The organism is Marinomonas sp. A3A (assembly GCF_018336955.1).
Taxonomy (GTDB): Bacteria; Pseudomonadota; Gammaproteobacteria; order Pseudomonadales; family Marinomonadaceae; genus Marinomonas; species Marinomonas lutimaris.
The window spans coordinates 3966270-3983341 of record NZ_CP025532.1 but is presented as its reverse complement, the minus strand read 5'-3'; the positions used below and the strand labels follow the sequence as shown (position 1 = coordinate 3983341).

Below are 17072 nucleotides of genomic sequence, written 5' to 3'. Positions count from 1 at the left end.
GTGCATTTAACAGGTGAACCTTCTGCTTTAATATCATGTTGTTTGGTTGATAACGTGAATGATTATCTGTTGTAGTTATTTGCTTCAAAAAGGATGCCGCATGAGCCAAGAAAATCTCCCAATAGAACATCTTTATTTTACTGAGACAAACCTAGAACAGATCTTAGAAAATTTGGACGTAGTTCGTAATCGAATACATCCACAAACGACAGACGAAGAAGGCGTAAATGAACAGGTGTTTCCATCTGTATGTCTAATTGGTTTGGGACGTTGTGGTTCTAATATCGCATTGGATGTCGCATCTCTAGTATACGATGCTAGAACAAATTATATGCGAGAAGTAGAAAACCAAGAAATACTAGATAGTGAGCATGAATTTCGACCTATGCGCTGGATTCGTAAGCATTTGCCACTCGAAAGTAAGGACGGATTTAAGCCAGTTTTTTTGATTGAGCCTATCGTTTTACTTGGTGATTTAGATAAAGATATTGAAGGAAGGATTCGTTTTTCTAATCAAGAAGGTAGAACGAAGTTTTTAGAAGAATACACCAAATTACAAATAATGGATTTATCTGAAGTCCATGCTGGTGGTGCGGGTAATGCTCCGATTTTAGGGCAATATCTCGCGAAAATTATTTTAAATAAAGATGCGACGACATTCCGTAACGAAAACTGGAAGCAGATGCATTCTTATTTGGTTGATTCTTGTGGCATTAAGGCCAATCAATCGCGCCTTTATTTTTATATTTTTAGTGCTGGTGGCGGTACCGGTTCTGGTATGGCGTCTGAGTTTGGTTTAGCACAACAATTCTCTTACCTAAGTAAAACCTTTGATTATCGTTCCGACCAGAGTCAAATGGCGGATAAACGTCATAGCTTTGTTTTTGAGCCTATTTTTACTTCTGGCATTTGTATTTTGCCGAACATCTCAGGGAAAAATGTTGAGATTTCGGAAGCATTACACATCAACGCTGGTCGTTTGCTGACCAAATACATTTCAGAAGAATGGAATTTCTCGTACAACGAAGAACGTGAAGACGACGAAGTACCTGCTGATGTGATGGAACGTATTCGCCCGTGGAATTCTATGATGTTGATATCCAACGATATTATGCGTTATGCAGAGGAAGAGAACGGCGGAGATTCTGATAACATTGATGTGAATACTATGGAGAAATACGCTAACCAGTATATTTCTCAGCAAATTTTTAACATCTTGACTGCACAAGCTGTCACAACAGATTATGACGAAGACTACTTCCGTCGTGCTGGCATCGATATTGCTGAAACTATTCGTTTGGACGCTAATGACTTATTTATGAGTTTAGCTGGCCCTGTTGCTGTGGCTTACGCCGAAAGCGTGGTGAACGAAGGGACACGTCAGGATAGTGTTGATATTGATGACTTGTTCTGTCGCTCAATTGAGTTACCACACTTTAATAACGACACATCCGCGATTGAAGGTGTCAGTGTGTTGCCTGTTGAATCGGATCGATACCGAGAAGCGATTAAGAACTATCGTAAAAGTGGTTATGATGCGACGGCATTGAACCATCTGCATTTCTTTAAGAACTGTTCGTCTATCGTTTCTATTATTTCATTGCCTAGAGACTACAAACTGTCTTTCACCGCATTGAATCGCTTAAAAATGCACTTGAACCGTTTATGTCCAAATACAACATTAAAGCGTTACGCGCTTGTTATTGGTGCATCAGCAAACTTGTCATTAACGACACTTATTGCTAAAAGCCCATGTTTAAGCGATGACTTTTTAACGCTAATGGTCGCTTATATGAAGCGTTGTTTTGCTCGTGATGATTACCGATACACGGATGAAATAGACAAAGCGATTATTAAAATGATTCAAGATGATGATTTTGATGACGCCTTGGTAGATAAGTTCTTTACGACTTATGAAAATCCAGCGAAAATTCTAGACACAAACTGGTATGCAATTAAACCTATGTACGAGAAAAAGTACCGTGAACTGATTGATAATAACCAACGTTTTGTCTCTATTAACGATATTCGTCTGGATATAAATAACGTTAAAAATGCGATCAAATATCTTCGTGAAATTTATCGTCATCGCATCAGCAAAACCAATGTTCTTACGCTAAATGGTTAATTTCGTTTAGAGAACCTACATACTGATGGTTGTTTGGAAAGGCTGCTCAATGAACATTTGAGTAGCCTTTTTTTGTCGTCCTGTTTTTTTATGATTTGGTATTTTCAATAGTTGGCTTAACTATTGAATGACTAAGTTAGCGCTTTTATTTTTGTTGCTTGTCTTTACGATTTTGTTCTTGTGCCCTTGTATGGTGTGCGTTATTTGCCCCACGTTATTTAGCATGAGTCTTTTTGGTGCGGTTTTAACTGTTTAGGATGTATATGGCAGAATACTATTGGTTGTTGGTGGCCTCTGCGTTTGTATTTATGATGCAAGCTGGCTTTTTGTGCTTAGAAAGTGGCCGTATCCGCAGTAAAAACAGCATTAACGTTGCCGCAAAAAACATATCTGATTTTATTATATCGACGACGTTATTTTGGTTGTTTGGCTTTGGCATCATGTTTGGTGACTCTGTTGCAGGGCTATTTGGCGCTAGCGATTTCTTTTTTGATGATCAGCACACGCCTTGGGAAATAAGCTTCTTTATTTTTCAGATGATGTTCTGTGGTACCGCTGCGACGCTCACTTCTGGAGCGGTTGCTGAGCGCATGACATTTATCGGCTATTTGGCGATTACTGTAGTATTAAGTGCGTTTATTTATCCGATTGTCGGGCATTGGGCTTGGTCTGGTGTTTATCCTTCAGCAGGGCCGCAGGGGTGGCTTGAAGTACTTGGCTTTATCGATTTCGCTGGCTCTACCGTAGTGCACTCTGTTGGTGGTTGGGTTGCATTGGCTGCGATTATCATTATAGGGCCTCGCATGGGGCGTTTTGAAGAAGGCATCCGTTTACCGCCGGGTAATAATCTCCCGTTATCTGCTCTAGGTACATTACTAATTTGGTTTGGTTGGATTGGCTTTAATGGTGGTAGCACATTAGCGCTAACGGATGCCGTGCCAATGATCATACTAAATACCTTTATTTCTGCTGCTTGGGGCGCTCTTATTGCCGCAGGTATTAATTATTTCCGTGATGGTTACATTGAAGTCGGCTTTGTGCTGAACGGAACTATTGCCGGTTTGGTAGGTATTACCGCTTCTTGTCATGTCGTTTCACCTGGGGCGTCTGTTGTTATTGGCGCTGTTTCTGGTGTGGTGGTGTATTTCGGTAGTGTATTGATGGAGCGCTGTCGCTTAGATGATGCTCTCGATGTGGTTCCTGCACATTTGTTTGCGGGTGTATGGGGGACTTTGAGTGTCGCTCTGTTTGGTCAAGCAGATAAAATTGATAATGGATTAGGGTTTGTAGAACAGCTTGGGGTGCAAGCATTAGGTATTGTTGTTATTGGTATCTACTGCTTTGTGGTGGGTTATGCCTGTATGTGGTTGCTAAATCGCTTTATGCCGCTACGAGCAAGCAAAGAGCAAGAAGAGCAAGGTTTGAACGTCGCAGAGCATAGGGCGACAACTGAGCTATTTGATTTATTGACCTCCATGCAATACCAACAAAATAATGCGGATTTTTCTACACCTGTACCAGAAGAGCCTTTTACGGAAGTAGGCCAGATTGCTCGAAAATACAATCAAGTTATCGACCGAGTAAGCACCGAAATTGCACAACGAGACGATGCTTTGATGCGCTTTCAAGAAAGTGAAATGCGTAAGTCTGCAATATTGAATTCTTCGATGGATTGTATCGTGACCATTAACCGTTTTGGCTCTGTCATGGAATTTAATCCAGCGGCAGAACGAACATTTGGCTGTCTCAAAAAACAAGTTGAGGGTAAGAGCTTTATTGGTCTTTTTGTCCGTGAAGAAGATAGGAAAAAGATTTTTGAGAGCTTGAACTCCGGCTTCTCAACGTCAAATGGCTTGATTCTTAATCGACGAAATCCATTTCGATTACAGCGAAGTCCTAGCAATGATTTTCCAGCTGAAATTGCGATTACTAAGGCGAATGCAGACTCTTCACAAGAAAGTGAGTACACACTTCATATTAGGGACATGACTCGTCATGTAAAGTTACAGGAGCGCTTGAAGTTTCTAGCGTACAGCGATCCTTTGACCAGTTTATATAATCGAACTTATTTAATGGATTCCCTTATTAGCGCTTTGCTCTTTGCAACTAAGCAGAAAACGTCCGTTGGATTGCTGTTTTTAGATTTGGATAATTTCAAGATTATTAATGATACGTTAGGGCATAAAGCGGGTGATGAGTTGTTGTGTGAAGTGGCAAGGCGTTTAATTGCAGTGTCTGATCAGTTTGATGTTATTGCTCGTTGGGGCGGCGACGAATTTGTCTTTATGATGACGGAAGATGTCACCGAAAGTCGTTTGGCGAAGCGAGCGCAACAAATTTTAGAGGCCATGCGAGCTCCTGTACATTTGAACGAGCAATATTTCACGATCCCAACGAGTATCGGTATTGCCTATACCGGCGAGCAAAGTTTGGATGCCGACAAGCTTATTCAGCAAGCCGACATCGCTATGTATTGGGCGAAGGAAAAAGGCCGTGATAATGCACAATTCTTTACTCCTGAAATGGCCAATATCGTTACGAAAAAATTTGGCTTCGAGAAAGAAATTAATGATGCGCTTGCATCTGAGCAGTTTTCTTTGGTTTTTCAACCCAAAGTCTTTATGGAGAAAACTAACATCCTTGGTTTGGAGGCGCTGATCCGTTGGAATCATCCGACCAAAGGCCTTATTTCTCCCGCTGACTTTATTCCAATGGCGGAAGAATCTAACTTGATCTCTAGAATTGATGAATGGGTGATTGACCAAGCGTTACAGCAGCAAAAAGCATGGCGTGACCAAAGTTTGCTGATTGTCCCTATTGCGGTGAATCTTTCTGGTCGCCATCTGGTGTCCGAGTCTCTCGTGCCTTATATCTCACAGAAGCTGAGCGATTACGGTATTGATGGATCTTTACTAGAGATTGAAATTACCGAAGGGGTTCTGCTGCAGGATATTCAGCGTTGTATTGAAGTAATGGCAGAGCTGAAAGCACTAGACATCAGAATCTCAGTGGATGATTTTGGCACAGGGTATTCATCGCTCAGTTATTTGAAGCGCTTACCACTGGATATTTTGAAAATTGACCAATCATTCGTTGACGAATGCGATACTCATACCGAAGATGCTAAGATCTGCGAAACCATTATTCATTTGGCGCGTAGTTTAGAACTAGTGATTGTTGCGGAAGGTGTTGAAACCGCTCCGCAAGCTGAGATGTTGAAATCTTTAGGATGTGAGATCTTTCAGGGTTACTACTATCATAAGCCCATGATAAGTTCAGATATTGCCAAACTTCTTATGGTTGATCCTGCGGCGCTTTAGGTGTTTCTCGGTCGCGGATCGTTTCCATAAGCTCTTGGTTTCGAGTTTTTTCAATGGGGTTAATACGATAGTGCAGCGCTGTCTTAGCTATCATATTTGCCGCTACAGGTGCTGTAATTAGCAGAAATAAAGTAATCAAAAACTCTTGGATGGATAGGAATCCTTTCAAGTGGCTTTGAAAAATCATCGAGGCTACCAAAACACCAGTAATTCCCAATGTTGATGCTTTTGTTGGACTGTGCAAACGCATATATATATCAGGCAAACGAGCAAGCCCGTATGAACCAATCAAAAGAAACGCACCGCCAATAAGTAAAGACACACAGATGATAATTTCGAGATAAAAAGGCATAACTGATCCTTATTCTATAATGTCGCCGCGAAGTAAGTATTTACATAGAGCTGCTGTACTGACAAACCCTAGCATGGCAATTAATAGCGCCGCTTCAAAATACAATGCGCTTTCTACATAAATGCCGTAGAGCAAAATCAAAGCAATAGCGTTTATATACATGGTATCTAGCGCCAAAATCCTGTCTGATAAAGTTGGGCCTTTTAAGAGGCGCCATAAATTCAAAATCAACGCGATGCAAATACACACCGCCACTATGGTGATGGTTATCTTTAGCATCCAAATATCTCCTTGATTGGCTTCTCATAGCGTTGCTTAACCGATTTAATCAGTTCAGCTTCGTCATCTAGGTGAAGTGAATGGACATATAGCCACGCTTTGTCTTTCGATACTTCTGCGCTCACGGTTCCTGGTGTAAGAGACACGGTACTGGCTAAAATTGTGATGCCTAAGTCTGAATCGATATTGATCGGAATCGCGACAAAGCCAGGTGTTAGTTTCTTGATTGGGCCAATAATCAGTAACGCCACTTGCACATTGGCGGTCAAAATATCTTTTAACACCATGAGTACATAACGAATCGCCAGCCAAGGTTTAAGAATCTTTGGGTGTTCATCACGCATACTGTTTACTAGTAACGGAATGGTGATCGCAAAGAAAACCGCCAGCACCATATGGCCAGCACTAACCGAATTGTTCAATAACAGCCAAACTACAAACAGTAGTAGGCTGTGGAATGGCATAGGGAATAACTTCATTGTGCTACTCCTGGTAATAAAGCATAAGCAGAAGCTTGGATGTCGTGAAGATAATGTGCTGCTTGTTGAGTGAATTCACTGATATCGTCACCAAATATAACCAGAATTGGAGACGCTAGTAACAATAATCCGATACCCATTATTTCAGTGGTTTTAGCAGGTTCTGCTTCTGCAGCTACATTGCCATTGTGACGCCAGAATAGCGTTGTGCCAGCTCTTGAGAAAGTAATCAATGCTGCCAAGCTACCAATTAGAATCAACGGCCAAACCCACATAGTTTGCGCCGAAGACTGTGTTGCTTGCAGTATCATAATTTTGCCAACAAACCCAGATAATGGTGGCATACCTATTAACGCTAAGGCAGAAATTGCAAACGCAAAGCCTAGTAATCTAGGTTGAATAAAAGGACGAGATCGAACAAAACGGTCTTCAGCTTTGCCGCGTTGGCGAGACATAACATCGGCTAGTAAAAATAATCCTGCTGATGCTAAGGTGCTGTGCACCATGTAATACAGAGCCGCAGAGGTTGCGGCTTCAGAATTGATTGCAGCACAAGCAAGCAAACTGCCACTGGAGATAATAACTAAATTTGCGCTAAGCGTTTTGATTCCAGGACTTGCGAATACACCTATGGTACCAATGGTGATAGTTAACAAAGCCATTGGCCATAACCAAGGAGTGGCAATATTGGCTAATTCGCCAGCATCGTCGCCAAAAATCACTGTGTAGACACGGAAAATGCTGTAAATCCCCACCTTAGTCATAATGGCAAATAGCGCCGCGACTGGCGCACTAGCGCTAGCGTAAGTTTTCGGTAACCAAAAATGCATTGGTAACATGGCCGCTTTTAAGCCAAATACAACTAATAATAACAATGCACCGGTTTTTGCTAATGTCGCGGTTTCACCTTGCAGTTGGCCGACTTTGATTGCCATGTCTGCCATATTCAGTGTTCCAAGCGTGCCATATAAAATGCCAAGACCGAACAAGAATAGGCTAGAACCAACAAGGTTAAGAATGACATAGTGCAGAGCGGCTTGAGTTTTCTGCTTGCCACCAGCATGGATTAATAGTGCATAGGAAGCGATTAACAGGACTTCGAAAAAGACGAATAAGTTAAAGATGTCGCCCGTTAAGAAAGCACCGTTGATGCCCATGATTTGGAACATAAACAAAGGATGAAAATACGCACCGCCTTTGTCTTGTCCTGCTACTGAATAAAGCATCACGCAGAAAGCCAAAAAAGCAGTTAATAGCACAAGAAGGCTAGAAACTTTGTCTGCAACTAATGCAATACCAAAAGGCGCTTGCCAGCCACCTAGGGCATAAAGCTGAACTCCTTCGGTATTTATTTGATAAAGCAAAGCGGCTGATGAAATCAGTAAAAATAAGGTGCCGACAATCGATGTGATACGTTGTGAATTGATATCCCGAGATATTGGCGGCAACAGCATGATGGCGCCAAATAGCAAAGGAATCAGAATTGGAAAAATGCTCAAGTGCTGCATTTATTGGTTTCCTCCTGATTTTTGCGAAGCATCGCCGGGTTGTGCTGGCAAAGTGCCATCAACATGGTCATTGCCTAAATCAGCACGAGCACGCATTGCTAAAATCACTGCAAAGGCTGTCATCGCAAAACCAATAACAATAGCCGTTAGCACTAACGCCTGAGGAAGTGGGTCGCTGTATTGCTCAGACTCGCCCAGAACAGCTGCGGCATTGAGTTTTAGTCTGCCGCTGGCAAACAAGAACAAGTTCACTGCGTAAGACAATAGAGTTAAGCCGATAACGACGGAAAAAGTGCGGCCTCGTAATGCAAGAAAGATTCCGCAGGCTGTTAATAAGCCAACGCAAAACGCGTATAAACCTTCCATTAATCATGCTCCTTTTGAATAGGACGCTCACTGGTGGTCAATTGACCTAGATTGGCAAGAATCAACATAGTTGCACCAACCACAGTAAGGAAAACACCAAGATCAAAAACCATGGCACTGGCTAATTCGAATTTGCCAATCACTGGTAAGTAGAAGTAATCAAACCAAGATGACAAGAAAGTATGACCAAAGACCCAGCTACCCAAACCACTTAGGGTTGCGATACCAATGCCTGAACCAATCATGATTTGATAATCCAGCTTGAGACGAGTCTTAATCCAGTCAACGCCGTGCGCCACATACTGCTGAATAATGGCAACCGATGTAATTAAACCGGCGATAAAGCCACCCCCCGGCATGTTGTGCCCGCGTAAGAAAATATACGCAGATACTAAAAGTGCTAATGGCAACAAACTCTGTGAAATCACAGCTAAAAGAATCGGGTAGCGATCTTCCGACCAAGCCAAGCCATTATCGTTGCTAGAAGGCATATAAAGACGCATTTTAGCGATTAACTTGTAAATCCCTAGTGCGGCAATCCCCAATACGGTTATTTCACCAAGGGTATCAAAGCCACGGAAATCCACCAAAATCACGTTTACAATATTGGTCCCACCGCCACCAGTTTTACTGTTCTCGGTAAAAAAGGTCGAAATCGTATCGAGAGGGCGAGTCATCAAGGCATAAGAAATAGTACCGACCACGCCACCAATTAACGACGCGAGACTCAAGTCGCGAACGACGCGACGAGGAGAGGATTCTTTTGGTGTATTTTGTGGCAAAAAGAACAGCGCCAAAATCAATAAGATCACCGTCACAACTTCAACCGAAAGCTGAGTAAGCGCCAAATCAGGGGCTGAAAACTGAGCGAATGCTAACGAAACAATCAAACCTACAACAGACAGGGTGAGCAAAGCGATAACCCGTCTTCTGTGCCATACCACGGTAGCTAAAGCGGAAACGCATAGAAGCACAGCGCAAGTGATAGACAATGCATCAAGAGGTATCTCAGGACGTTGTCCTGCAGTTGTATTTAGCTTCATCAAGGTCGATGCCGTCATCACGATGGCGAAAGCTAAGACAAAGAAAATATAGCGCTGCAGCGAGCCATTTTCTGTGAAAGTAATAATGCGACTGGCTTTATTAGTCAGGTATTGGATTATCCCCTCAAACACCAGCTTAGGATCACTGGTTGGAAACTGCGCTTGGAACTTAAACATATGAGCACGGTTGTGATACATGTACAAGCCGCCAGCCAACGCGATGACACTCATCAATAATGGGAAGTTAAAACCATGCCAAATAGCAAGGCTGTAGCTTGGTGCTGGCCCATTAAGCGTCGCACTTGCCGCCGCAAACAATAGGTCGCCAACAACTAAACTTGGGAAAATGCCGACTACTAAGCAAAGGGCGACCAAGATCTCTACTGGTACGCGCATGTAACGTGGTGGCTCATGAGGGGTTTTAGGTAAGTTAATTGGCTCACCATTAAAGAACACATCGTGAATAAAGCGCATTGAGTAAGCAACGGCAAATACGCCGCCTAAAGTCGCCAGTACTGGAATAAACCAAGACAAAGAGCCAAGCGATGCCTGATGCAAGGTTTCAGTGAAGAACATCTCCTTCGACAAGAAGCCATTCATCAATGGCACGCCAGCCATGGATGCAGATGCCACCATAGCCAAAGTCGCCGTATAAGGCATGTATTTCCAGAGACCATTTAACTGACGCATATCGCGGGAGCCAGATTCATGATCAATAATACCTGCCGCCATAAATAAAGACGCTTTAAAAATGGCGTGGTTGATAATATGGAAGATGGCCGCTACGGCGGCAAGGTCTGTCCCCATGCCGAGTAATAAGGTAATCAAACCTAAATGACTGATGGTCGAGTTAGCCAACAGCCCTTTTAAATCATGTTGGAATATCGCGATGTAAGCGCCGACAAGGAAAGTAGCAAGACCAGTAAGGCTCACGATCAAGAACCAAAGGTCAGTATCCGCCAGCGCTGGATAAAACCGCGCCATCAAGAAAATACCTGCTTTTACCATTGTGGCAGAATGTAGGTACGCACTTACTGGTGTTGGTGCAGCCATGGCATTAGGTAACCAGAAGTGGAATGGAAACTGCGCAGACTTAGTGAAAGCACCAAGTAAAACCAAAACAACAATAATTGGGTAATTAGCGCTGGCTTTAATTAATTCTCCATTGTCTAAAACATCTTGAAGGCTAAAACTGCCAACCGTATTACCAAGAATCAGCAAGCCGGCTAATAAAGCCAAGCCCCCAGCGCCAGTAACCGTCAGCGCCATTCTAGCGCCTTTTCGCGCTTCCGTTTTGTGTCCCCAGAAGCTGATCAACAAGAAGGAACTAATGCTTGTTAATTCCCAGAAAAACCACAGCTGAATCAAGTTATCAGACAGCACCACACCGAGCATGGCGAACATAAAAAGGATTAGGTAAGAGTAAAACTTACCAATGGAATCTTTCGCTGATAAATAATAGCGGGCATACAGAATAACCAGTAAACCAATGCCCAGAATCAAAATAGAGAATAACAGCGCCAAGCCATCCAAACGGAAGGCCAGCTCTAATCCGATGGCTGGTATCCAAGGAATTGCCGCGAGAAAACGTTCCCCTTGGAAAATATCACCAGCATGAGTAAGGACTAAAAAGAGAGTTAAAGCAGGTAATGCAGCTGTCATAAACGCACAAGCGGTGCGACTAAAGCGAGCGGTAATAAGCGGGATTAACGTACCTAATAAAGGAAGAAAAGGTAGCCAAATAAGTGAGCTCAAGGGCAAAACTCCTTTCTAGTGAGCGGCAATATAGTTTGAATGTACTGTGCGAGCATGGTTGTTGTCCTAACAATCGTTCTCTAAATGTGATTATTTAACAGGGTTCATTCTACAAATAAGAAGAGTAATGATCCTGTAAGCATAGCCTTTTATCAATCTAATCAATAGCCTAAAACCACTGGCATATGAAAAGTATCATAAATTAGTGACAACAATAAGTAAGCATAAGAAAGCAAGCAGCAGAAAAAGTTCCGCTGCTTGCTAAAGAAAGGCGCTGGTTTTGTCTGCCTATCAGACTAAATAAAGAGTCGTTATTGGAAGAAGCTCCACACAATGCTGTGTTCAGAACCGAGACTCCAAAGTAGTACCACAGCAGCCAACAAAGCCTCTAACACTAAAACCCCTATACCAAGCGTGGTACTAGAAAGAATAAAACCTTGTTTATGGCTGATGCCCAAGAAGCTCGGCGTGCCGCGATACAATAGGTAACCTGTATAAGCGACACCTGTCACACAAGCGAGCAAACATAGCCAAATGATTGGATAAATAGCAAAGATACCGCTTAAAAACATGGGTGTAGCAATATACCCCGCAAACACTATACATTCTTGACGAGGAGGGCGATTCGGGAAGTTTCGCGCCATCCAGTGAATTAGACTACCGACCATCGCTACAGCGACAAGAATCAGAGCATAAAACAGTACGCCTAAACCAAGGCCATCCATAAAAGACACCTTGATGGCTTCGTCACCTCCGAACGTCCAACCAAACTGTGTCGTCCCAATAAAGGTACTGACAACAGGAATGGCCGCCATCCAAAGAACATGATGTAAGTACAGATGGCTTACTGACTCATGCTCCTTATTTATTTCGCGCCACTCTTTATCTGGATGATGAATAAGACCCCAAACATGATTGATCATGGATTCCCCCTGTCTCACAACGTGAGCATAATGGATTTGGAAAAAGTCCTGATACAGCCACGCCCAAACAAAAGTGGCTTATATACAGTATAGATGGATACGCAGAAATAGACTGAAAAGATGATAACGTTTTTTTATAAGTACTCAGTTGCTCAGACTATTTAGTAGTAAACGGAACGAGCAGGAAAGCACAGTAGATGGAGAAATAGATAAATAATAAACTCAACAAGCTAGGTGAGCCGCACCTAGCTTGTTGTTTCTAGATAACTTTTATTGGCAGTTATAGTCTTCTTTCATTTCAACTGCATAAGGTTTGTCGACAGGGTCATTGAAATTGGCTCTGGCAATTGTTTCTTTTGCCAAGAACTCGAACATTTTCCATTTCGAACAAGTTGGGTGAACCACAGTATTGCTAGAATCTAAAATTAACTTGTTTTTCTTATCCGTCAGCTTGTACTGAAATGTATAAACTTTAGTCGGTGTATCTACCTTATCGTAACCGCTAACAATAGGCTCCATAAATTGACGGTAGCGTGTAACACAGGTTCGTGCGTCTGTGCTTGGGTTTCTACGGCAAACAGTATAAGGAATATTTCGCTCGTTATTAAACACAGGAACCTTCTTGGTTTCTGTGGTTTCTTCTGACGTAAAGTTAACCGATAGGTGATAGTCAGGATTGTTTTGAGAATCCGAGACATTAGTAAAGCCGCGCTCTTTCAATGCATTGATAATATCGGGGATGTATCGCTTATTCGTCAGATCATCGCCTTCTTTGCTTGGAACCACAGCAATCGTAGCGGATTTATCAATATCTACATTTGAGTCAACATTACTAACATTTTGTCCTGCCAACTTCACATTGGATGAGCAGCCCGAGAGAAGAGCCGAAAACAGCACAAAAAAAGTGAAAAGTCTCATAGTCGCGTTCTCCATTGCGTATCAAAAAACAATTATCCAACAGACATGAAAACATAGATAGAGAGTAAAACCGAGATATGTCCTTCGCCTTTTACGTATTTTTCAAAAACCTTACTTTAAAGTGGCAGTAATGCGATGGTATTGAAGCAGGTTATATTCGTGTTTTGGAATCTGAATGACGTTTTCTGGGTGACGATTTTTTACTGTTTAAAAGTGTGATTTGGTGCCTGTATTTGCACTGCTAATGCCGTTTTGTACACTAATAGGAAATATCAATTTCAATTTTTTGGTGTTCGTACTATCATTAATATCGAAAGCGAGAAGCGAGTTGGCCTTACTGCCCATAACTTGTGGAAGAACCCCATAGATAGGTAAGTATCTGTGTTAGGGTGCGACCTTTCTCCATTGCCCATGGATAATTAGGGCTTAGATTTTAAAAGGGTAGCAGTTCATTCTGTTACCCTTTTTCTTTGGTAAATTAGCTTTCCACATCTGTGTTTGTTCAACTTCTTAGCGTCTGTATGCATGAAGTTCCATAGTGTTTGATTTTCATATTTGGCAATGACCACAAGCATTTGGGCTTTAGTTTTGAAGCTGCCAATAAACTGAAAACGTTGGGTTTTATCTTCATATTCTGATAGCCAGATTTCGAAAGGGTCGTGGATAGTCGTCAAAGCGTAATGAACGAAGCGCTCTCTTGCATCACTTCTTTTTTCGACTATGTGCTTTAAATCGTTGCCTTTTATATCAACTAAGCCAATGTGTTGAGTCTCCAGCTTAATTGAATCTGATCGGCCTTCTAGACTAAAGGCTTCCAGTAAAATCTGAAAGGCGGAGTCAAAATCTTGAGCTGCATCTATCAGCCCTGGGCAAGGAAGGCGTTGCTCGGATTCTAGCGATCTAAGGTCATCTAGTCCTAGCTCATTCCATTGGGACTGTGATTTGTCGCGCTTAGACATTAAAGTGTATTTTCCTTAATAGGCAGACAAGAGATTCAATCTACTTTTTCCTTAAAATAGATTATTTGCGATAAAAGCGAGTATCCCATGGTTGTTTTTATAAGGCTACCATGGCTTTAGAAACTAATGGTTTACATCGGATTGGGTTACAAGCTGGGCAATGGTTAACGTTGGAACCGCTCTTACTCGGTCTTAGTAGAAAAGACTAGCTTGTGCTAACGACTACCGCGACTATTAACTCGAAAGGGGACTTCTTAGCCCGTAGATACTTTTTTATGCTCACATTTCTTCCCCTATTCTATGAGCATTTAGGTATCCATTTTTTTGATCAAAATCAATATCAATTGTCAGTATGTTATTATGCAGTGCTCCTAGAATGGAAGCTGTTACTTTCCACTGAGAATTCTCATTATCTATAAAGCGTAAAGTAATTTTCTTAGCGATTTCTACATGTTCAAAGTTTTCAGCTGTTATGCTTATAGCTCTTGCCTCTAGTGTATAAAGGTCTGTTTCTGTTGTTACTGTAATAGCCTCTCTTTCTGAATTAGGCCACTTTTCTATGATTGAACTTGCTCCAAAGTCAAGAAAACTAAATTTATTAATGTTTAAAGTAGACACCTCTTTAACACTTGCTCCAATGTTTTTCATAGTTACTTTTAAAGAGTGGCTGCCTATTATTTTGAAGTCTGATTGAACAAATATTGGCATTAGTTTTCTTTTTCTGTCGTCTAGTTCTTTCTCATAAATTATTTTTTGAAATTTAAGTTGATCGCTAGCTAAATTGTATGCTTTTTGTGATTCTGCAGTGTTGCTTTTCAATTCTTTATTTTGCATCCAATAGCCATAAGCGAGCCATGCAAATGCAAGAGGGCTAAAAGAACCAGCTAGAAAGTCACCTACTTCATTTAATGGCATTGAACCACTAAAGCCTGAGAAATATTGATCTTCGATTAGGAGCCAGGAAACTCTGATACTCCAAATAATAGATAGAATTAGAAATACCCAAAATCGCCAATCTTTCTTTTTATCTTCCATGAAGCTCTCCCTAAATCATCGGATGACCAGACCAGACCACACGCTGTGCTAATTATTTTAAGTTTGCTCAAGTATTGAACGGGTATGGTCATGTCTCGGTAGTTCTATAATCAAGCCGTTTCGCTATTTGCGTAGTGTTTTATTTAGTTCAAAAGTGTAAAGGTTTTCTTGGCGGGAGTCGCTATTTCGATGCAGACTTATAACGGGGTGTTCGTATATTGGTTGAATAGATAAAAGGTGATCGCGGATTTTGAGCAATAAAAAAGGGAAACCGCTAGGCTTCCCTTTAATATTTGACCTACAAACAGTGTGTCGTTTGTGTGTCGACTTCATTTTAAAAAGTGCAAACCCTTTTAAAATCAAGCCTTTAATTGGTGGAGGCGGGGGGGATCTAAACTATACCGTTTTAACCTACTGAAAGTGTTGATTTTTATGGATTATCTTATAAAAATGTGGGGGTAATACGTGGGGGTAATTGGTTTATTTTAGGTATATCAAGATGGGCTATTTAGAGAAAAAACGAAATCTATATTATGCAGTTCTAAAAATTCCTAAAGAGCTACATGAGCACTTCGGCAAGACCAAATTCTCGAAGAGTACTGGTGAAGCAGACAAACGAAAAGCCACTAATATCGCGATGGGTTATGTCTCTGACTGGAAGAGGCAAATAGAAACAGCAAGAAGGATATCGTTTGATCAGGACACGATGTTTGCCTTAAGTCTACGAAAAGAACTAGAGAATCCAACTAAACATAATGACGATCCTCTGGTGATACATGAAGTTGTTTTTGACATAGTTGATAAGCTGAGAATGCAAGGAAAGGAGGCTAAAGCTGAGAAAATAGCGGGTATAGCTTTTGGTAAAGATATAATTCTCTCGGAACACTATCATGACTGGGTCGCTTCGATAAAAACAACTAAGGTGAAAACTCGAAGTTCTTACGCAAGTGTTGGTCGAGAAGTCATGCACTTTTTCCCAACAGTAGGCTCAATCACAGCTAAAGGAGTAAGGAACTGGGCTAGACTGATGGTTGAGGGGAGAGAGTATTATCCAGAGCCTCTTTCAAAATCCAGTATCGATAGAAGGTTTAAAGCTGCTAGAAACTTTTGGAATTATTTGGAGTATCGCGACCTTGTACCTTTAGACTCCTGCCCTTTCAAAATGCCGCGGTTTGTTGCTGAGGAAGAGAAGAAAAAAAGAGCAATGCTTCTTAAAAACAAAGGGCGCACCGAAGAGCGTCTCCCTTTTGAGTCTCATGAGCTTGTTTCGATTTGGAAGGAAGCGTCTAAGAAAGACCAGCAGCTAGCTGATTTGATATTTTTGGGGATGTTCACTGGTTGTCGAATTGAGGAGTTATGTCAGTTAAAAGTGGACTCATGCAGTGAGAAGCTTCTAAAGGTAACAAGCAGTAAGACAAAAGCTGGATATAGAGATATACCAGTACATCCGAAGCTCAGCCCTTTAATTAAGCGGCTTTTGAACGAGTCGCAAGATAGTTACGTACTATCAGGTCTTAAAGCTCCCCCAAGTACAGGTGATAGGTCAAGTGCTATAGGTAAGAGGTTTGGTAGGCTTAAAAAGCGTATGGGATTTGATGGTGCGAAAGTATTTCACTCAATTCGTAAAACAGTAGCTACTCTCTTGGAGAATGCTAATGTTCCTGAGAACCTATCCGCACAGATTATTGGTCATGATCATGATACGTTAACTTATGGGCTCTACTCGGGTGGCTACACCTATGAGGCAAAACTTGAGGCAGTATTAAAAATTGACTATCCATTCGAGAAATAACTAGGAGAGAAGGCTAGTATTAGTTTGCGTGTGTTTTGACATTCTTTGTCTTTATCAACCCAGCTATGCTCGAACTTATCAAGGTTGTACTTAGTTGCTTTAGAAAAACTCGTTGCTATGGCTTTTGAGGAGCTCTAAAAAGGCTTTAAACACTGACCTTTGATACTTATGAGCTTGAGGGTGAAATCACACTTGATCTTACAAAGAGCAAGGTT

At 41.6% G+C, this 17072-nt stretch carries 13 protein-coding genes; 3 read left to right on the top strand and 10 right to left on the bottom strand.

Translation table 11 applies throughout. The features are described from left to right. The first annotated feature begins 100 nt into the window (after nt 1-100). Nucleotides 101-2128 (top strand): hypothetical protein, encoded by a 2028-nt coding sequence (locus CYL31_RS18720; RefSeq protein ID WP_212916649.1) that lies wholly within the window; start codon nt 101-103, stop codon nt 2126-2128. A 263-nt stretch (nt 2129-2391) separates the two neighbouring features. Next, nucleotides 2392-5448: an ammonium transporter gene (gene amt / locus CYL31_RS18715; protein ID WP_212916648.1), complete on the top strand. Its 3057-nt coding sequence runs from the start codon at nt 2392-2394 to the stop codon at nt 5446-5448. Here the strand turns inward: amt and CYL31_RS18710 are convergent. The 10 genes from CYL31_RS18710 to CYL31_RS18665 form a co-directional block, all read right to left on the bottom strand. After that, nucleotides 5423-5800: a Na+/H+ antiporter subunit G gene (locus tag CYL31_RS18710; protein WP_212916647.1), complete on the bottom strand. Its 378-nt coding sequence runs from the start codon at nt 5798-5800 to the stop codon at nt 5423-5425. The two genes, amt and CYL31_RS18710, sit on opposite strands and share 26 nt — an antisense overlap. A gap of 9 nt (nt 5801-5809) precedes the next feature. After that, nucleotides 5810-6079, bottom strand: a complete 270-nt coding sequence (locus CYL31_RS18705; RefSeq protein ID WP_212916646.1) for a K+/H+ antiporter subunit F — start codon at nt 6077-6079, stop codon at nt 5810-5812. After that, nucleotides 6073-6558 carry a Na+/H+ antiporter subunit E gene (locus CYL31_RS18700; protein WP_212916645.1) on the bottom strand — a complete coding sequence of 162 codons (486 nt, stop codon included), beginning with the start codon at nt 6556-6558 and terminating at the stop codon, nt 6073-6075. The genes CYL31_RS18705 and CYL31_RS18700 overlap by 7 nt, the downstream gene beginning before the upstream one ends. Next, nucleotides 6555-8066, bottom strand: coding sequence for a monovalent cation/H+ antiporter subunit D (locus tag CYL31_RS18695; protein ID WP_212916644.1), 1512 nt, complete (start codon nt 8064-8066; stop codon nt 6555-6557). Before CYL31_RS18695 ends, CYL31_RS18700 begins: the two co-directional genes overlap by 4 nt. Next, nucleotides 8067-8432, bottom strand: coding sequence for a Na+/H+ antiporter subunit C (locus CYL31_RS18690; protein WP_212916643.1), 366 nt, complete (start codon nt 8430-8432; stop codon nt 8067-8069). Further along, entirely contained in the window at nt 8432-11230 is a 2799-nt protein-coding gene (locus CYL31_RS18685) for a monovalent cation/H+ antiporter subunit A (RefSeq protein ID WP_212916642.1), read from the bottom strand. The genes CYL31_RS18690 and CYL31_RS18685 overlap by 1 nt, the downstream gene beginning before the upstream one ends. A 311-nt stretch (nt 11231-11541) precedes the next feature. Continuing rightward, nucleotides 11542-12153, bottom strand: coding sequence for a Yip1 family protein (locus CYL31_RS18680; protein ID WP_212916641.1), 612 nt, complete (start codon nt 12151-12153; stop codon nt 11542-11544). Nucleotides 12154-12423: 270 nt separating this feature from the next. Further along, nucleotides 12424-13071 carry a hypothetical protein gene (locus tag CYL31_RS18675; protein WP_212916640.1) on the bottom strand — a complete coding sequence of 216 codons (648 nt, stop codon included), beginning with the start codon at nt 13069-13071 and terminating at the stop codon, nt 12424-12426. Nucleotides 13072-13520: 449 nt separating this feature from the next. Next, the gene (locus CYL31_RS18670; protein WP_212916639.1) at nt 13521-14030 is read right to left on the bottom strand and encodes a PBECR2 nuclease fold domain-containing protein; all 510 of its coding nucleotides are present in this window, start codon (nt 14028-14030) and stop codon (nt 13521-13523) included. 279 nt (nt 14031-14309) lie between these two features. Beyond that, nucleotides 14310-15065: a hypothetical protein gene (locus CYL31_RS18665; RefSeq protein ID WP_212916638.1), complete on the bottom strand. Its 756-nt coding sequence runs from the start codon at nt 15063-15065 to the stop codon at nt 14310-14312. A gap of 499 nt (nt 15066-15564) precedes the next feature. On the opposite strand from CYL31_RS18665, the gene CYL31_RS18660 reads away from it, so the two are divergent. After that, complete coding sequence (locus tag CYL31_RS18660) at nt 15565-16857, top strand: tyrosine-type recombinase/integrase (protein WP_212916637.1); 1293 nt, start codon at nt 15565-15567, stop codon at nt 16855-16857. The last annotated feature ends 215 nt before the right edge of the window (nt 16858-17072 follow it).